Annotated in this window: 12 protein-coding genes; 5 read left to right on the top strand and 7 right to left on the bottom strand. The window is 32.9% G+C overall.

The features are described 5' to 3' along the window. Positions 1-40 precede the first annotated feature (40 nt). Positions 41-1,492 carry an APC family permease gene (locus NST35_RS01670; RefSeq protein ID WP_002458259.1) on the top strand — a complete coding sequence of 484 codons (1,452 nt, stop codon included), beginning with the start codon at positions 41-43 and terminating at the stop codon, positions 1,490-1,492. A 127-nt stretch (positions 1,493-1,619) separates the two neighbouring features. On the opposite strand, the gene NST35_RS01665 is transcribed toward NST35_RS01670, so the two are convergent. Continuing rightward, complete coding sequence (locus tag NST35_RS01665; RefSeq protein ID WP_002458260.1) at positions 1,620-2,957, bottom strand: aspartate aminotransferase family protein; 1,338 nt, start codon at positions 2,955-2,957, stop codon at positions 1,620-1,622. Between the two features lie 265 nt (positions 2,958-3,222). On the opposite strand from NST35_RS01665, the gene NST35_RS01660 reads away from it, so the two are divergent. After that, positions 3,223-3,654 (top strand): hypothetical protein, encoded by a 432-nt coding sequence (locus tag NST35_RS01660; protein ID WP_002447048.1) that lies wholly within the window; start codon positions 3,223-3,225, stop codon positions 3,652-3,654. Between the two features lie 103 nt (positions 3,655-3,757). Here the strand turns inward: NST35_RS01660 and NST35_RS01655 are convergent, their stop codons facing one another. Then, a complete protein-coding gene (locus tag NST35_RS01655) occupies positions 3,758-4,636 on the bottom strand; it encodes a hypothetical protein (RefSeq protein ID WP_002458261.1) in 879 nt (292 codons plus the stop codon). Between the two features lie 322 nt (positions 4,637-4,958). Between NST35_RS01655 and NST35_RS01650 the strand changes: the two genes are divergently transcribed. Continuing rightward, a complete protein-coding gene (locus NST35_RS01650) occupies positions 4,959-5,549 on the top strand; it encodes a hypothetical protein (RefSeq protein WP_002447847.1) in 591 nt (196 codons plus the stop codon). On the opposite strand, the gene NST35_RS01645 is transcribed toward NST35_RS01650, so the two are convergent. Beyond that, positions 5,532-5,684, bottom strand: coding sequence for a hypothetical protein (locus NST35_RS01645; RefSeq protein ID WP_002458262.1), 153 nt, complete (start codon positions 5,682-5,684; stop codon positions 5,532-5,534). The two genes, NST35_RS01650 and NST35_RS01645, sit on opposite strands and share 18 nt — an antisense overlap. A gap of 650 nt (positions 5,685-6,334) precedes the next feature. Between NST35_RS01645 and NST35_RS01640 the strand changes: the two genes are divergently transcribed. After that, positions 6,335-7,696: an FAD-dependent oxidoreductase gene (locus NST35_RS01640; protein ID WP_002458263.1), complete on the top strand. Its 1,362-nt coding sequence runs from the start codon at positions 6,335-6,337 to the stop codon at positions 7,694-7,696. A gap of 313 nt (positions 7,697-8,009) precedes the next feature. Next, positions 8,010-8,900: a fructose bisphosphate aldolase gene (locus tag NST35_RS01635; protein ID WP_002458264.1), complete on the top strand. Its 891-nt coding sequence runs from the start codon at positions 8,010-8,012 to the stop codon at positions 8,898-8,900. 133 nt (positions 8,901-9,033) lie between these two features. Here the strand turns inward: NST35_RS01635 and NST35_RS01630 are convergent, their stop codons facing one another. From NST35_RS01630 to ppdK, 4 genes are all read right to left on the bottom strand, one after another. Beyond that, a complete protein-coding gene (locus tag NST35_RS01630) occupies positions 9,034-9,957 on the bottom strand; it encodes a hypothetical protein (protein WP_002458265.1) in 924 nt (307 codons plus the stop codon). Between the two features lie 393 nt (positions 9,958-10,350). After that, positions 10,351-11,850 (bottom strand): L-lactate dehydrogenase (quinone), encoded by a 1,500-nt coding sequence (lqo, locus tag NST35_RS01625; protein ID WP_002458266.1) that lies wholly within the window; start codon positions 11,848-11,850, stop codon positions 10,351-10,353. A gap of 208 nt (positions 11,851-12,058) precedes the next feature. After that, positions 12,059-12,877: a pyruvate, water dikinase regulatory protein gene (locus NST35_RS01620; RefSeq protein ID WP_002458267.1), complete on the bottom strand. Its 819-nt coding sequence runs from the start codon at positions 12,875-12,877 to the stop codon at positions 12,059-12,061. Position 12,878: 1 nt separating this feature from the next. After that, positions 12,879-15,506, bottom strand: a complete 2,628-nt coding sequence (ppdK, locus tag NST35_RS01615; protein ID WP_002458268.1) for a pyruvate, phosphate dikinase — start codon at positions 15,504-15,506, stop codon at positions 12,879-12,881. Between the last annotated feature and the right edge of the window lie 319 nt (positions 15,507-15,825).

Here is a 15,825-nt window from a genome sequence, read left to right as displayed (position 1 = left end):
GACTCATGTTAATAGTAAGTTGATGTTATGGAGGTTTGTTATGGGAAGTTTTTTTAATCGGATGACTCGGAAAGAGAATCCTACTATTTATCAAAATAAAGATGGGCATCTTAAACGCACGCTACGTGTACGCGACTTTCTTGCACTAGGTGTTGGTACAATTGTTTCTACATCTATCTTCACTTTACCAGGTGTTGTCGCGGCTGAGCATGCCGGACCTGCTGTTTCGTTGTCATTCTTATTAGCTGCTATTGTGGCAGGTCTTGTAGCCTTTACTTATGCAGAAATGGCATCTACAATGCCTTTTGCAGGATCAGCTTATTCATGGATTAATGTACTTTTTGGTGAATTATTCGGATGGGTTGCCGGTTGGGCGCTTTTAGCAGAATACTTTATTGCTGTTGCTTTCGTTGCTTCTGGCTTTTCTGCTAACTTAAGAGGTCTTATTGCACCATTAGGTATTTCTTTACCTAAATCATTATCTAATCCATTTGGAAGTAACGGTGGTGTCATTGATATCATTGCTGCTGTGGTGATTATTTTAACTGCATTACTATTATCACGCGGAATGAACGAAGCTGCTCGTATGGAAAATATATTGGTTATTTTAAAGGTGTTAGCCATCATTTTATTTGTGATTGTAGGGCTCACTACGATAAATTTCAGTAACTATATACCATTTATTCCAGAACATAAGGTTACTGAAACTGGTGACTTTGGAGGTTGGCAAGGTATTTATGCTGGAGTTTCAATGATTTTCTTAGCTTATATTGGTTTTGACTCTATTGCTGCTAATTCAGCTGAAGCGATTAATCCACAGAAGACAATGCCCAGAGGAATCTTAGGATCACTCATAGTAGCTATTGTATTGTTTGTTGCCGTAGCACTTGTTCTTGTTGGCATGTTCCACTACTCTCAATATGCTGATAATGCAGAGCCAGTAGGTTGGGCATTACGAGAAAGTGGTCATGGTATTATTGCTGCTATTGTTCAAGCAATTTCTGTTATCGGTATGTTCACTGCATTAATTGGTATGATGCTTGCAGGTTCACGTCTATTATATTCATTTGGACGAGATGGTTTACTCCCTTCTTGGTTAAGTCAATTAAATCACAAACATTTACCTAATCGAGCACTTGTCTTACTTACAATCATTGGTGTAGTTATCGGATCAATGTTCCCGTTTGCTTTCTTAGCACAATTGATTTCCGCAGGTACCCTTGTTGCATTCATGTTTGTGTCACTAGCCATGTATCGATTAAGAAAACGCGAAGGGAAAGATTTACCTAAGCCAGAATTTAAATTACCTTTATATCCTATTTTGCCTGCAATTACATTTATATTAGTATTGCTAGTATTTTGGGGATTAAGTTTTGAAGCTAAATTGTATACACTGATATGGTTTATTGTAGGTATAATTATTTATTTAATTTATGGAATTAGACATTCCAAAAAGAATGATGAAGAAGCGTATCAAGTACCTAGAGAATAAGTGAAAGACCCATAGATTAAATTAAAATATAGGGAGTAGGACAACGAACTCGTTATGAATTCTGTCCCACTCCCTATATTAATATTGTTATTTAGTGTCGAGGCTTTGCTATTCATCTACTTTTTTCTTACCAACCTTGACCACTAATGTCATATTGATTTAATTCTCCTCTTTCCAACTTTTCAAGCGCCTGTTCTATTGTATCTAATGCTTTATCAAGTTGCTTATAGGTAATCACAAGTGGTGGTTGAAATCTTAAAACATTACCCGCAACTGCTATGATAATCACACCATTTTCAAAGCAGTAATTACATATCTTTAATGCTGCTTCAGAATCTCTAGTTTTCTCAATTTTATTTGATACTATGTCTATTCCAATTGATAATCCAATACCTCGAACATCACCTACATATTGGTAACGTTCTATCCATGGGTCTATTCTTTTTCTAACGTAACTCCCTTTTTTCCACGAAGCGTTTAGTAAATCTTCATCTTCAATCATCTTTATCGTTGCTAAGGCTGCCTCACAACTTACAGGATTTGCACCAGTTGTAAATAAATGTGCAGGTGCTTCAAGACTTTCCATGATTTCTTTACGACCTACAATCGCTGACATTGGTAAACCTCCAGCTAATGACTTTCCAAATGTCATTAAATCTGGAGTGAAATGATAATGATCTACGGAACTCCACTTTCCTGTACGACCTAATCCTTGTTGGATATCATCAACTGCAATAAGAATATTGTGAGCGTGGCAAAGCTCTTGTAATGCTTCAAAATAACCTGATACAGGTTCAAGTAAACCACCGTCACCTTGAATTGTTTCAACCACAATACATGCCACTTCTTCCGCAGGGACGTATTTTGCAAACATTTCTTTTAAAGGCGCTAAATATTCCTCAACCGTGTTAGGTTTAGCTTGCTCAAACATCCCCCTATACTTATCAGGAAAAGGTATATGGTAAAATCCATTAAGTAATGGCCCATAATGCTTACGCATATTCAAACTAATTGAAGACATCGATAATGAACCAAATGTTGAACCATGGTATGCGTTGGTAAAACTTATGATGTATGGACGTCCTGTATACGCACGTGCAAACTTTATAATCCCATCATTAGCATCAGAGCCACTTAATCCGAAAGTAACTCTCTTCTCATAATTTCCAGGAGCAATGTCACATAATTTTTTTGATAATCGCACTAACGGTTCATGATACATATATGCTGGTGTATAATGAATGAATTTCTCAGTTTGGTTCTTAATTGCTTCGACTACTGGCTTCGGAGCATGACCCACATTTTGTGAACTTGCACTTGCTAATAAATCAATATAAGACTTACCCTCTATATCGATTAACGTGGCTCCATAACCATGATCAATAACTAGAGGATAATATTTAATCCGTCCAGAATGTGCAAAATAACGTTCATCTTCATCTATCAAATGACTAACTTTACTCATTGAGTTCCCTCCCAATAATGACTCTTTTTAATATAGCTATCTACATATGAAGCTATAAAACTATCAACTGCTATCGTTTTAAAATAAATCAATACTAATAGGATAGTAATCAATATACTAACAATTTTCAGATTTGTAAATATTTTCTGATAATTAAAAATATTTTCGTTATGAATCTTTTGTGATAAAGAAATATATGTCCTTGAGGCTTAGAAGATATGTTTAAAGGGAATATAGAATAAAATATTTTACGGAGGATATTAATATGAATGGGTTAAAAATATTTTATCATTTATTATACGCAACCACGATTAGCGTGCTATTACTTATTTTAACTATATTAATGGATGTGTTACTACAAAACACACACTTAACTCAGTTATTACTCAATATTGATTTTTTAATCAACCCTGATGAAGTGCCAACAATTATCGAAGTACTGATTCATTTAAGTATCGGAATATTGATTTATATCACCTTTTTAATTATCTATCATTATTCAAAATTCTTGTATCGTCTAGCATACTTACCTTTAGTATTAATATTTGCTTTGATGTATCCACTTCTCGTTTTTCTTGCGCAACGCTCAATTTTTTTCTTTAGTTGGAACGAATTTGCATGGTGGTTAGTTGCACATCTTTTTTTCATTATTTTAATGGCGAGTTGTCTACCTATCATTTCGAAAAAAACTTTATGATTTTAAAACTCATATCTCAATGTCTTTTACATATTATAAAATAAATATTGGCAGTAGAAACATCATAGATAATTATACTATGATATCTCTACTGCCCTATTAGTTATTCTGGCTCTCCATCTTCATCATACTTCGTTACTTCTCCATCTTTATCGATAATATAAGATCCTTCTAAATGACCTTCTTTATCTGTAAACGAGAACCCCCAACTACCATCACTATCTTTTTCTGGTTCTTTGTAAATATATGTGTCTGTATCTAATTGATGCCCTTCGTAGTCCTCAACTATATCGATAACATTACTTCGTGTCACCGTTACTTCATCAGAACTGCTTGATTGATTTTCCGATTCAGAAGTATCATCTTCATCTTTTAAATTATCGCCAACTGAAAATTGAGTCCTCATCATCTGACTTATCTTATTGATTTCACTTTCACTTGCGTTGTATAACTTAACTGTACGAGCATCATCTATAATGCGCTGAGATTCTCTTTTAGAGTAATCAGCGTCACGCCAACTCCCTTGAAAATGTGATGGTACATTATATATTGTAATTGTGCCATCTCCATTATTTTTATAATAAACTGAACCTGCTGCAGTAACACTTGCTGTTAACAATTCTGTTCCTTCAGGTAGTTTAGCTGATTCGTCTGGGTGATAGGGATCTAAAACTTTATTAGAAATATTTTGATGTACAATTTCTAAATCGTCAAAAGGAAGGTCACTATCACCTCTATAGCTATCTAAAGCAGTTAACCAAACTTGAGCATAGTATTTATTCGAATGGGTATCTTGTTGTGTGTCTTGCTGATTACCTCCTGTTTGATTTCTACTTGTACTTGATTTTGAATCTCTGTTATTTTTATCCCCTGATTGTTGATCATCATTTATCGTTGAGCTTCCTTTATTATCACTATCTCCAAGACCACAACCGGCTAATATTAATACTGTAAACGCACATATCACTGCTAATTTCTTCAATTCAAATACTCCCCTACATTCTAATCTATTTAACACAACAAAATAAACCACTTTATAAAATAATTATAAACTAACTATTTTTAAAAATGTACAACAATTTAACAGATTATTAAAAATTCGCTATTTACTAAGCAATACTTGACGTCTTTTTTACTGCTGTATCATCAGCAATGATTTATAATTATTAAGATTTTTAACGTATCTTAAAATTTGTATTTGAATTCTTTTAAACCACTATTATCTCGCTATCAAGGTGCTAAACTATAATCGTAAAGTAATTTAAATACATCATATATCATCAATTCGAAATGGGGTTATCAATGTGAAAAAGATTTCTCTAATTGCAACGACTGTATTAACAGGATTATTATTATTTCCAAGTGTCAATGACACAACGACACATGCAGCCGAAGTAACATCTCAAGATGCACAAGCTGTAGCAATTCAAGCTATGAAAAATAGTGGTGGCAATCCGGACTTACAAAATTTCAAAAAAGTTAAGGATAAAGGGGATTATTTCACAATTGATATAAATAATAAATCTGGTGCAGGTGTCGGTACTTATAAAGTATACAAAAATGGTGTGGTGCTATATAAAAGTGGAGATTATGGAGAATATAGTCAACTCAATACACCACAATGCTATGTTGCACAAGATATTGCTACAACATCTTCACAAGTAAAACAACACTCTACTCAACAGACACAAGCAGTGGATAGCACACGTGAACTCAATTCATATTACGTAGGTCAAGTTCAATCTTCTGACTTACCACAACAAAGCTCATCTGATATGCTACCGAATACTGGTATGAAAGATAAAAATTTCAATACAAATGGTATAATAAGTCTATTTTTACTCACTGCTGGTTTCATTGCACTTTACCATCAACCTTTACGTAAAATGACATAGTTCTTTGAATATCATTTTGGGATAGTATGATGTTGCACCACGATGATGTCTGAATTCAGTCTTAGGAATTGTTTCTACAAAATCGTTTGTGGAGATAAGAACTGAAGTTTTCTTTGGTAAAGTAAGTTGAGTCATATTATAATCTTTATATATAAGGCACCTCGTTAAATTAGTTTAGTGGTATTTATTAAATTATACGAAAGGGTCTTATTTTTTAAGTATTTCAATGTAAAATGTCATATAAACACAAAATATTTTGGCGATACTCTTGAGGGAACAGGACAAGCTGAAGACTACAAGATGAAGCTGTCCCCTAAGAAAGTATAATCCAACAATACGAAGTATTGTAAATAAAGAAGCCAGTAAATGAATTTATAAAAAACTCATTTACTGGTTATTTTGCTAGAAATTATGTGCCAATCTCTCCTTTTAATTTCAATATTTGTAAAATAAATAGTTAAGTAACTAAAAGTATAACTAAACTATAGTTTGTAAAATATTTTGAACACACTCTCCTACCAATAACATAAATATTGAAACAAGCTTGATAATAGCGCATTTTAATCCACTATCAACTACCCATATGTAAAAATCCTTGAGTCAATGACTTAAGTTTCATATTAATCGAACATGAACGAATCCCCAATTCTTTTACAAAATTTTGAAGAATATATCACTTTTTCAATAACGTTGAATAGAATTTAACTACCTGGGTAAACATCATAATGTAATTGCTAAAACTAACGTAATCTATACGTTTTTATAAATAAAAGGAGGACATCATAATGAAATATATTGTGGTAGGTACATCTCATTCAGGATATGAAGTAATCCAAACATTGCTTAAAGAAGATGAAAATGCTGATATTCAAGTTTTTGAAAGTGCAGATCAACCGTCCTTTTTATCTTGTGGTATTCAAAGTTATCTTGAAGACATCTCATCATCACTAGATGATTTACATTACGCATCCGTTGACTCTTATAAGGCACAAGGTGTAAACATTCATACGAATAGCACAGTCACAGATTTAGATACTGACAATAAGACTGTTACAGTTGAACACCAAGGTCAAACATCAACTTATTCTTATGATAAATTGTTCCTAAGTCCCGGCGGTAAACCTGTTACACCTCCAGTCGATGGAATTGAAAAATATAAACATGTATTATTTATGCGTGGACGCGATTGGGCAAATCAAATTAAAGAACGCATGAAAGATGCCAAAAAGGCTGTTGTAGTCGGAGGTGGCTATATAGGTATTGAAGCTGCTGAAGCTTTTGCTAAAGCAGGCATAGATACTACAATCGTAGATGTCGCTGATCGTATATTAAACACTTACTTAGATAAAGAGTTTACAGATGTATTAGAAACAAATGCACAGCAACACGGTCTTCATTTTAAAGGTGGCGAAACAGTACAATCACTTTCAGGAAATCAAAATAGCGAAGTAACTACTGTAGTTACCGACAAAAATGAATATGATGCAGATACTGTTTTATTTGCTGTAGGTGTCGAACCGGCTACCGAGTGGCTAAAAGATAAAATAGATTTAGGTAAAAAAGGAATTATAAACATTAACCACCAACAACAAACATCTGCTAAAGATGTCTATGCAGGTGGCGATGCGACATTAGTTCCTTTTGCACCAGTATCTGAGGATCGTTATATTGCATTAGCAACAAATTCAAGACGCCAAGGCGTTGTCGCAGCAAAAAACATGTTGGGTAAAAAAATGACAATGCCACGTGTTTCTGGTACTTCAGGTTTACAATTATTTGATTATAAATTTGGACAAACTGGCATTCACGGTACAGAAATCGATAATTATGATGGCAATTTAGGTCAAACATATGTAGAAGAATTGATTCGTCCTCAATTTATGCAAAATGATACGAAAATTCATATGAAAATTATTTATGATAAAGACACTCACCGTATACTTGGTGGTCAAGTCATGTCAAAAGAAGATATTACTGCTTCTATTAATACAATTTCAGTAGTTATATCTGCTGGTTTCACACTTGAACAACTCGCTGTCCAAGATTTCTTCTTCCAACCTGATTATGATAGACCATGGCATTACCTTAATGTTTTAGCTCAACAAGCATTGGGAGATACATTTGGTAGCGATAAGATGTTATTCTAAATCTCTTAATCTGATATAAGATAAAGTACTTATAAGCATAGGATATCTAATGTTGTCCTAGGTTGATTTAACCATTATCAGTTGATAATTAAATTGCACCAGTTAAACTTTTTCAATTTTATTCGTCGGTGTTTCTGACGATATGATGCATTTAAGGAAAATCATTGTTACGATTTATTTATATTTTACACATCTAAATCATAGTTAATTACAACAATTATGTGATTTTTCATCATTTTTAAGTAGAAAAACTTGAGATAAAAAGTAATTTTTATCATACTGTATATGAAAGTTATATTAAGGAGTGGAAAGTATGAATAAAGAACAATTAGAAAAAATGACTCATGGTAAAGGATTCATTGCTGCATTAGACCAAAGTGGTGGTAGTACACCTAAAGCACTTAAAGAATATGGTGTGAATGAAGATCAATACAGTAATGAAGACGAAATGTTCCAACTTGTTCACGATATGCGTACACGTGTTGTAACTTCACCTTCATTTTCACCTGATAAAATTTTAGGTGCGATTTTATTCGAACAAACTATGGATCGCGAAGTTGAAGGTAAATACACTGGAGACTATTTAGCGGACAAAGGCGTTGTTCCTTTCTTAAAAGTCGACAAAGGTCTTGCTGAAGAGAAAAATGGCGTGCAATTAATGAAACCAATTGATGATTTAGATGAAACTTTAGATCGTGCAAATGAACGTCATATCTTCGGTACTAAAATGCGTTCTAACATCCTTGAACTTAATGAACAAGGAATCAAAGATGTTGTTGAACAACAATTTGAATTCGCTAAAAAAATCATCGCTAAAGGTTTAGTACCTATTATCGAACCAGAAGTTAATATTAACGCTAAAGATAAATCTGAAATTGAGAAAGTTTTAAAAGCTGAAATCAAAAAAGGTTTAGATTCATTAAACGATGATCAATTAGTTATGCTAAAATTAACTATTCCTACTGAAGCTAATTTATATAAAGAATTAGCTGACCACCCTAATGTTGTACGTGTAGTAGTATTATCAGGTGGTTATAGCCGAGATGAAGCTAACAAATTGTTAAAAGATAACGATGAATTAATTGCAAGCTTCTCACGTGCATTAGCAAGTGACTTACGTGCTAGCCAATCACAAGAAGAATTCGATAAAGCATTAGGCGATGCTGTAGATTCAATCTATGATGCGTCAGTAAATAAAAACTAATTATTTATCAGTTCATAACGAACAATGTTTTCTCTAAACAACATCATATTGTCTAGAGAAATATTAAAACCGTGTGGTAGATTAATCTGACCACACGGTTTTTTTTATACTTTACACACATTTTGTCCTTTGATTATTCATCAAACGACATACTACTTTCGATAATTTTTTTAAATACACCAAGTTGATAAGATGAAAAATCGTTTTGAGCACTTAAGAATGGCGCTGATGCAACTTCAACGTATTTATGATTATCATCACTATCTAATTCCGTTGGTGAAAATAGATAATAAGCTAATATGGCTGAGGAAATATCATTCTCTTCATCAGAATCACTGCCTAATATTGAAACTTGAGTGTATGGTTTTCCTTTATATTTCGTCTGTAAAATACCATATGATGTCGCTTTAGGATCTTTCAAACGCGTTAAATCTTCCAATGTCTTAACTTCTTCTAAGTCTTTAGCTTTAACCATTTTCTTTTTGTCTAAAGCAAAAAATCCAGGTTGAATATTTGTAGCTACTAATTTACCTTCTTTAAATGTTGCAAGTATTTGAGCGTAGGACATAGGTTGCTTATTTTTACCTGTTTTTTTACCATCTGGATCTACATACATATAATTGATATGCTTAATATTTTTTTCCTTACTTTTCATTCGTTTAATCTCTACACCTTTTTTATCTTTAAAGAACTTATTAACTTCTTCAATAGATGACCCTTTAGATTCTTTTGTGTATTTATAATCTGCAAGTGTTACCTTATCCACTAATTTTTTATAGTCTTCCCAGCCTTGCAACCCCGTTTTATTTGTAAAACCTTTTTCTGTAATAAGTGCATCGATTTCATTAAGAACTGGCTTTTGTTTAAGATCCTTAGCTTCTTTTTCTAGTTCTTTATATTCGTCCTCTTTTGTATATTCAGTCGCCACGTCCGTTTTTTTCTCCGAGCTTTTTGATGATGACTTTTCATTAGAAGATTGATCTGAATCATTGCTATTTGAACATCCCACAAGAGCAATTGACATCACAATTAATAAAATTCCCAAAAATTTTTTCATATTCTATCTCCTTTTAATTTTTATATACAGAGAAATAACAATTAAATATTGATTAGTTTTAAATTGCTATTTATAACTTTATAATACACTATTTAAGGTTTTGAATATATAGTTACCTATACATATTTTTATTTATTAATTTTAAAAAACGAATTTTCATTAATTATCTATCAATTAAAGAAAAGATATGAAATATACTTTGTATTGAATTTTTTCGCTGCCTTATCAAAAGATATGATAGTTCACAATCTTGATTTAAATCCCTTTCATCTGCAAATTAACCATCGATTGTTAATATATAAAAATGCCTGAGACACTCATTGTCTCAGGCATTTAAAATATTAAATACAGCAACTTTACCTAATAAGGATTAATAGATAACGCTATATCTTTTTATTTTGCTTTATTATAGAATCCTAATTCAAGATCTTTAGATGTTTGTTTACGTATTTTTCTCATTAATTGAACATCATCAATAAGTGATTCACCATATGAAGGAATCATTTTCTTGATTTTAGGTTCCCAGTCTTTCGCGTATTCAGGGAAGTTTTTCTCTAAAACTTCTAGTGCTACTGATACTGAAGTTGATGCTCCTGGTGATTCGCCTAGTAATGCAATAACTGAGTGGTCTTCAGAATTAACCACTTCAGTACCAAATTGGATAAATCCTTTACCATTCTCTTCAGTATCTTTAATAACTTGTACACGTTTACCAGCTGTGTAAACTTGCCAATCTTCATCACGTGCTTCAGGATAGAACGTACGTAAATGGTTCATACAACCTTCTTTTGTCATAATGACTTGGTCAAATGAATACTTAATTAATGGTAAGTTTTTAACTGCAGAAGCAAGTAAAGTCGTAATGTTATATGGTTTAATTGATTTGAATAAATCCAAGTTAGAACCATGTTTTAGGAATTTAGGCCCCACGTTTGCAAATGGCCCAAATAATAATGTTCTTTCACCATCAATGTAACGTGTATCTAAGTGAGGTACCGTCATTGGTGGTGTACCAGGTGGTTCTTTACCATAAACTTTGGCATCGTGCTGTTCAATAACTTGTGGATTTGTACAAGCAATAAATTGTCCACTGATTGGGAATCCACCTAAATGTTTACTTTCTGGAATGCCAGTTTTTTGTAATAGTGGAATTGCGCCACCACCAGCACCGATAAACACATAATCAGTTTGATGTTCGAATACTTGTCCATTATTTAGATTTTTAATTTTAACTGACCATTTACCATTAGACAAACGTTCAAAATCAACAACTTCATGTTTGTATTGCACTTCAACGTTTGGTGAGTTTTTAAGATTTTGAGCCATTTTACGAGTTAATTCACCGTAATTTACGTCAGTTCCTTCGTTTATTTTACTCGCTGCCATGTAGCCCTTATCTTCACGGCCTTTCATCATTAATGGAATCCATTTTCTCATTTCTTCAATATCTTCAGTATATTCGATATTATCGAACATAGGGAATTGCTTCATCGCTTCATAACGATCTTTTAAGAATTTAACGTTATTTTTACCACGAACAAAACTAATATGAGGTAATGGATTAATAAATTCTTTAGGATTTTGAATTTCTCCTGATTTAACTAAATGTCCCCAGAATTGTTTAGAAATTTCAAATTGTTCATTAATTTCTTTAGCTTTTTCAATATCAATTGAACCATCAGGTTGTTGTACAGTATAGTTCAATTCACATAAAGCTGCATGCCCTGTTCCTGCATTGTTACGTTCATTTGAACTTTCAATACCAGGACGATCTAGACGTTCATATAAATGAATGTCCCAATCAGGTGCAATCGTTTTCAACATAGAACCAAATGTAGTACTTAGTACACCGGCACCGATTAACACGACGTCTTTTTTGTCAGACATAGACATAATGTTCACCTCTTGTGTAGTAGTTATCAAATTGCTTTCCAGCTAATTAGACGTCATCATTCTTGTTATATTACTTTATAACCTCAAAACCTTAGAAAAGAATCAAATCTAATAGCTTTTACATATATATGTTAAAGCAAGCACTTTGAAAAGTAAATTGTTAATAGTAAATTTATGACAATTTTATGATATATATTTTTATGAACATTTAACGTTTAGCTAGAAACTTTTCAATATAAAATGCCGATTCCTCTATCGATTTATATTCTGTATTAATTACCGTTGCATTTAATTTTCTAAAAACTTCTTCAGCATAAGATAATTCTTTTTTGATACGCTCTAAACTATTGTAATTAGATTCTGAAGATAGTCCTAATGTTTCTGCACGATTACGTCGTATATTTGCGATATAATTGGGACTTGCTGTTAATCCAAATACCTTTAAATTCTTTTGTTGAAATACATTATCTGGAATAGCCACTTCAGGGACTAAAGGAATATTTGCAATCTTATATCCTTTATTAGCTAAGTACATACTTAATGGCGTTTTAGAGGTACGTGATACACCTACTATTAAAGCATCCGCTTCTCCAATATCTGTAAAATGCTTACCATCATCATATTTCACTGAATACTCAATTGCTTCTATACGCTTAAAATACTCATCATTAAGCTTACGCAACGCACCACTTTCCATTAATGGTTTAGCGTGTGTATGTTTTTTAATTATACTAATTAACTCAGACATGTAATCTACATAGGGAATTTGATGTTCATTTGCAAACTGATGACCTAATGCATTAAATGACTCACTCACTAATGTTGTTGCAACAATTGCATTCTGTACTTTAGCTAATTGTAAGACATTTAAAAATTCTTGTTCGTCCTTAATATACGGAAATTTCTTAATTTCTACTTGAGTTAAATCTGGAAACTGTGTCAACGTTGCATGAATCATCCGTTGCGCTGTTTCTCCTATTGAATCTGAAACTATAAATAACTTTAATACTTCATTATTATCCTTCACCTTATCGCTCGCTTTCCTCCGCTTGACTCTGAGCTGTAGCTAAAATTGCACCCGGAACTCTAAATGGTGAACATGAAACATAATCAATTCCCCATTGGTTAAATTGACGAATTGATTTTGCATCGCCACCAAGCTCACCACATACACCAATTTTAATCTCTGGATTGGTATTTTTAGCTTGTTCAACGGCTAATTGAATTAGTCGTCCTACACCTTCTCTATCTAAAGTTTGGAATGGGTCAAGCTGTAAAATGTTATTTTCAGTATACACATTTATGAATTTTCCTGCATCATCTCTAGAGAAACCAAATGTCAATTGTGTTAAATCATTAGTACCAAAACTGAAGAAATCACAATGTTTCGCAAGGTCATTCGCAATCAAGCATGCTCTAGGCGTTTCAATCATAGTACCTATCATATATTGTATATTTTGTTGAGATTCTTTTTCTAAATGTCTAATTGTATTAACTAATCGTTCTTTTAAAGTTGTAAATTCTTCTACTGTTGACACGAGAGGAATCATAATTTCTGGCAGGCACGTTATCCCCTCTTTTTGAAGCTTAATAACACTTTCAATGATAGCTTCAACTTGCATCTCATATAACTCTGGATAAGTCACAGCCAAACGACAACCACGATGACCAAGCATTGGATTGACCTCATTTAAGTCAACGATTCGCTTGCGTAAGAACTCTGAAGATACATTCAGCTGTTGAGAAACATTGTTTATATCTTCTTCAGATGATGGCAAGAACTCATGTAACGGTGGATCAAGCAAACGAACAATCGTAGGTCTATCTTGAGATAATCTGAAAATTGTTTCAAAATCTTCTACTTGATATGTTTTAATTTTTTCTAAAGCTTGTACACGTTCGTCATGATTTGAAGCTAAAATAAAACGGCGCATTTCTATTAAACGTTCAGGTCCAAAGAACATGTGCTCAGTACGAACTAAACCTATTCCTTTAGAGCCAAAATTATATCCAGCTTTTATATCTTGTGGTGTTTCAGCATTCATTCTAACTTGCAGTCTTGCAATCTCTTCAGACCAAGTCATAAATTGATCGAACTCTTCACTATGTTCAGCATTGACTGTTTCAATTGCTCCTAAATATAAATCACCAGCTGAACCATCTACAGAAACGATATCCCCTTCATGTAATTCACCTTCAGGATAATATACTGTTTTGTTCACTGTATCTATCTCTACATTCGAACATCCTGTCACACAACATTTACCCATTCCTCTTGCTACAACAGCAGCATGTGATGTCATACCACCATGAGTTGTTACGATTGCTTCACTTGCTACCATCCCCTCAATATCTTCAGGTGATGTTTCCGGTCGCATTAACACTACTTTATTACCATTTTCAGCTTGAAGTTTTGCTTCTTCAGCAGAGAAGACTACTTTTCCTGTTGCTGCACCGGGACTAGCTGGTAAGCCCATTTTAGAAACCACTGTCGCTTGCTTTAATGACTCTTCATTAAAATTAGGATGTAATAATTGGTCTATTGATTTTACTTCTACTTTTGATACTGCTTCTTCACGTGTAATTAATTGCTCGTGAACTAAATCCACAGCAATTTTTATTGCTGCTTTAGCAGTACGCTTTCCGTTACGTGTTTGTAATAAATAAAGTTTCCCATTTTCAATTGTAAATTCTATATCTTGCATATCTTTGTAATGCTTTTCAAGTTGTTTAGTTACATCAACGAACTCTTGATGCACGTCTGGCATTTGTTGTTTTAAAGTGTCAATATCCTTAGGGGTACGAATACCTGCAACAACATCTTCACCTTGAGCATTAAGTAAGTACTCCCCGAATAAATGATTTTCTCCGGTAACTGGATTTCTTGTAAATGCTACACCCGTACCACTATTTGCACCACTATTACCAAATACCATTTCCTGAATATTTACAGCTGTACCAATATCATGTGGAATATCATTTAAATCTCTATATACACGTGCACGATCATTATCCCAAGATTTAAATACTGCTTCAATTGCTTCTTCTAATTGCTTTAACGGTTCTTGTGGAAAAGGTTTATATGCCTCTTCTACATAAATTTCTTTATATCTTTCACATATAGTTTGTAGTCCTTCTGCCGGAATTTCAGCATCATTTTGATAACGATGCTTCGTTTTAAAATCATTAAAATATGTATCGAAAGCTGTCATTGGAATACCATAAACAACCTCTCCAAACATTTGTAGTAAACGACGGTAACAATCATATGCAAAGCGTGCATCATTTGTTTTGTCAATAAGCTTTTTTACATTATCATCGTTAAGTCCTAAATTAAGAATTGTATCCATCATTCCTGGCATGGAAATTTTTGCACCACTACGTACTGATACTAATAACAAGTTGTCATCAGAAGAAAAGGCCTTTCCAGTTCGTTTAGAAAAAGCTGCTAAATGATCAATTAATTGTGTCTTTACTTCTGTAGGTAGTTTTTCATTTTGTTTTAAATAGGTAATACAAGCTTCAGTCGTAATTGTAAAACCATCAGGTACTGGTAGTCCGAGTCTCTTCATCTCTGAAAGATTGGCACCTTTACCACCAAGTAAGTCTTTCATAGCTATATTTCCTTCATTAAATGCATAAACGAATTGTGTCATTCTTGACCACCTCTTATTTTTATTATGTCATACTATTTATTTACAAGTATGTCATAATAAAAACGGAATTACAACACTTTTAAGAAAAGGCTTTCATTAAATTTGTTCTAAATATATCAAAAGTATTAATTTAATGCTTTTTTATTCATGATTCTATTTTTCAATTCATCATTGATTAGGTTATACTCATGTAATCGTAAAAAGCAGGACAAAATTCATATTGAATTCCCTGTCTCATGACATTAACTAAATTATACTAATGCATATTTCTAATATTAGTCTCTGATAGTCAAAATAAAAAACCTGAGACATTGTATAA

Source organism: Staphylococcus sp. FSL W8-0304 (genome assembly GCF_038006565.1).
GTDB classification, from domain to species: domain Bacteria; phylum Bacillota; class Bacilli; order Staphylococcales; family Staphylococcaceae; genus Staphylococcus; species Staphylococcus epidermidis.
This window is presented reverse-complemented; position numbering and strand designations above follow the sequence as displayed.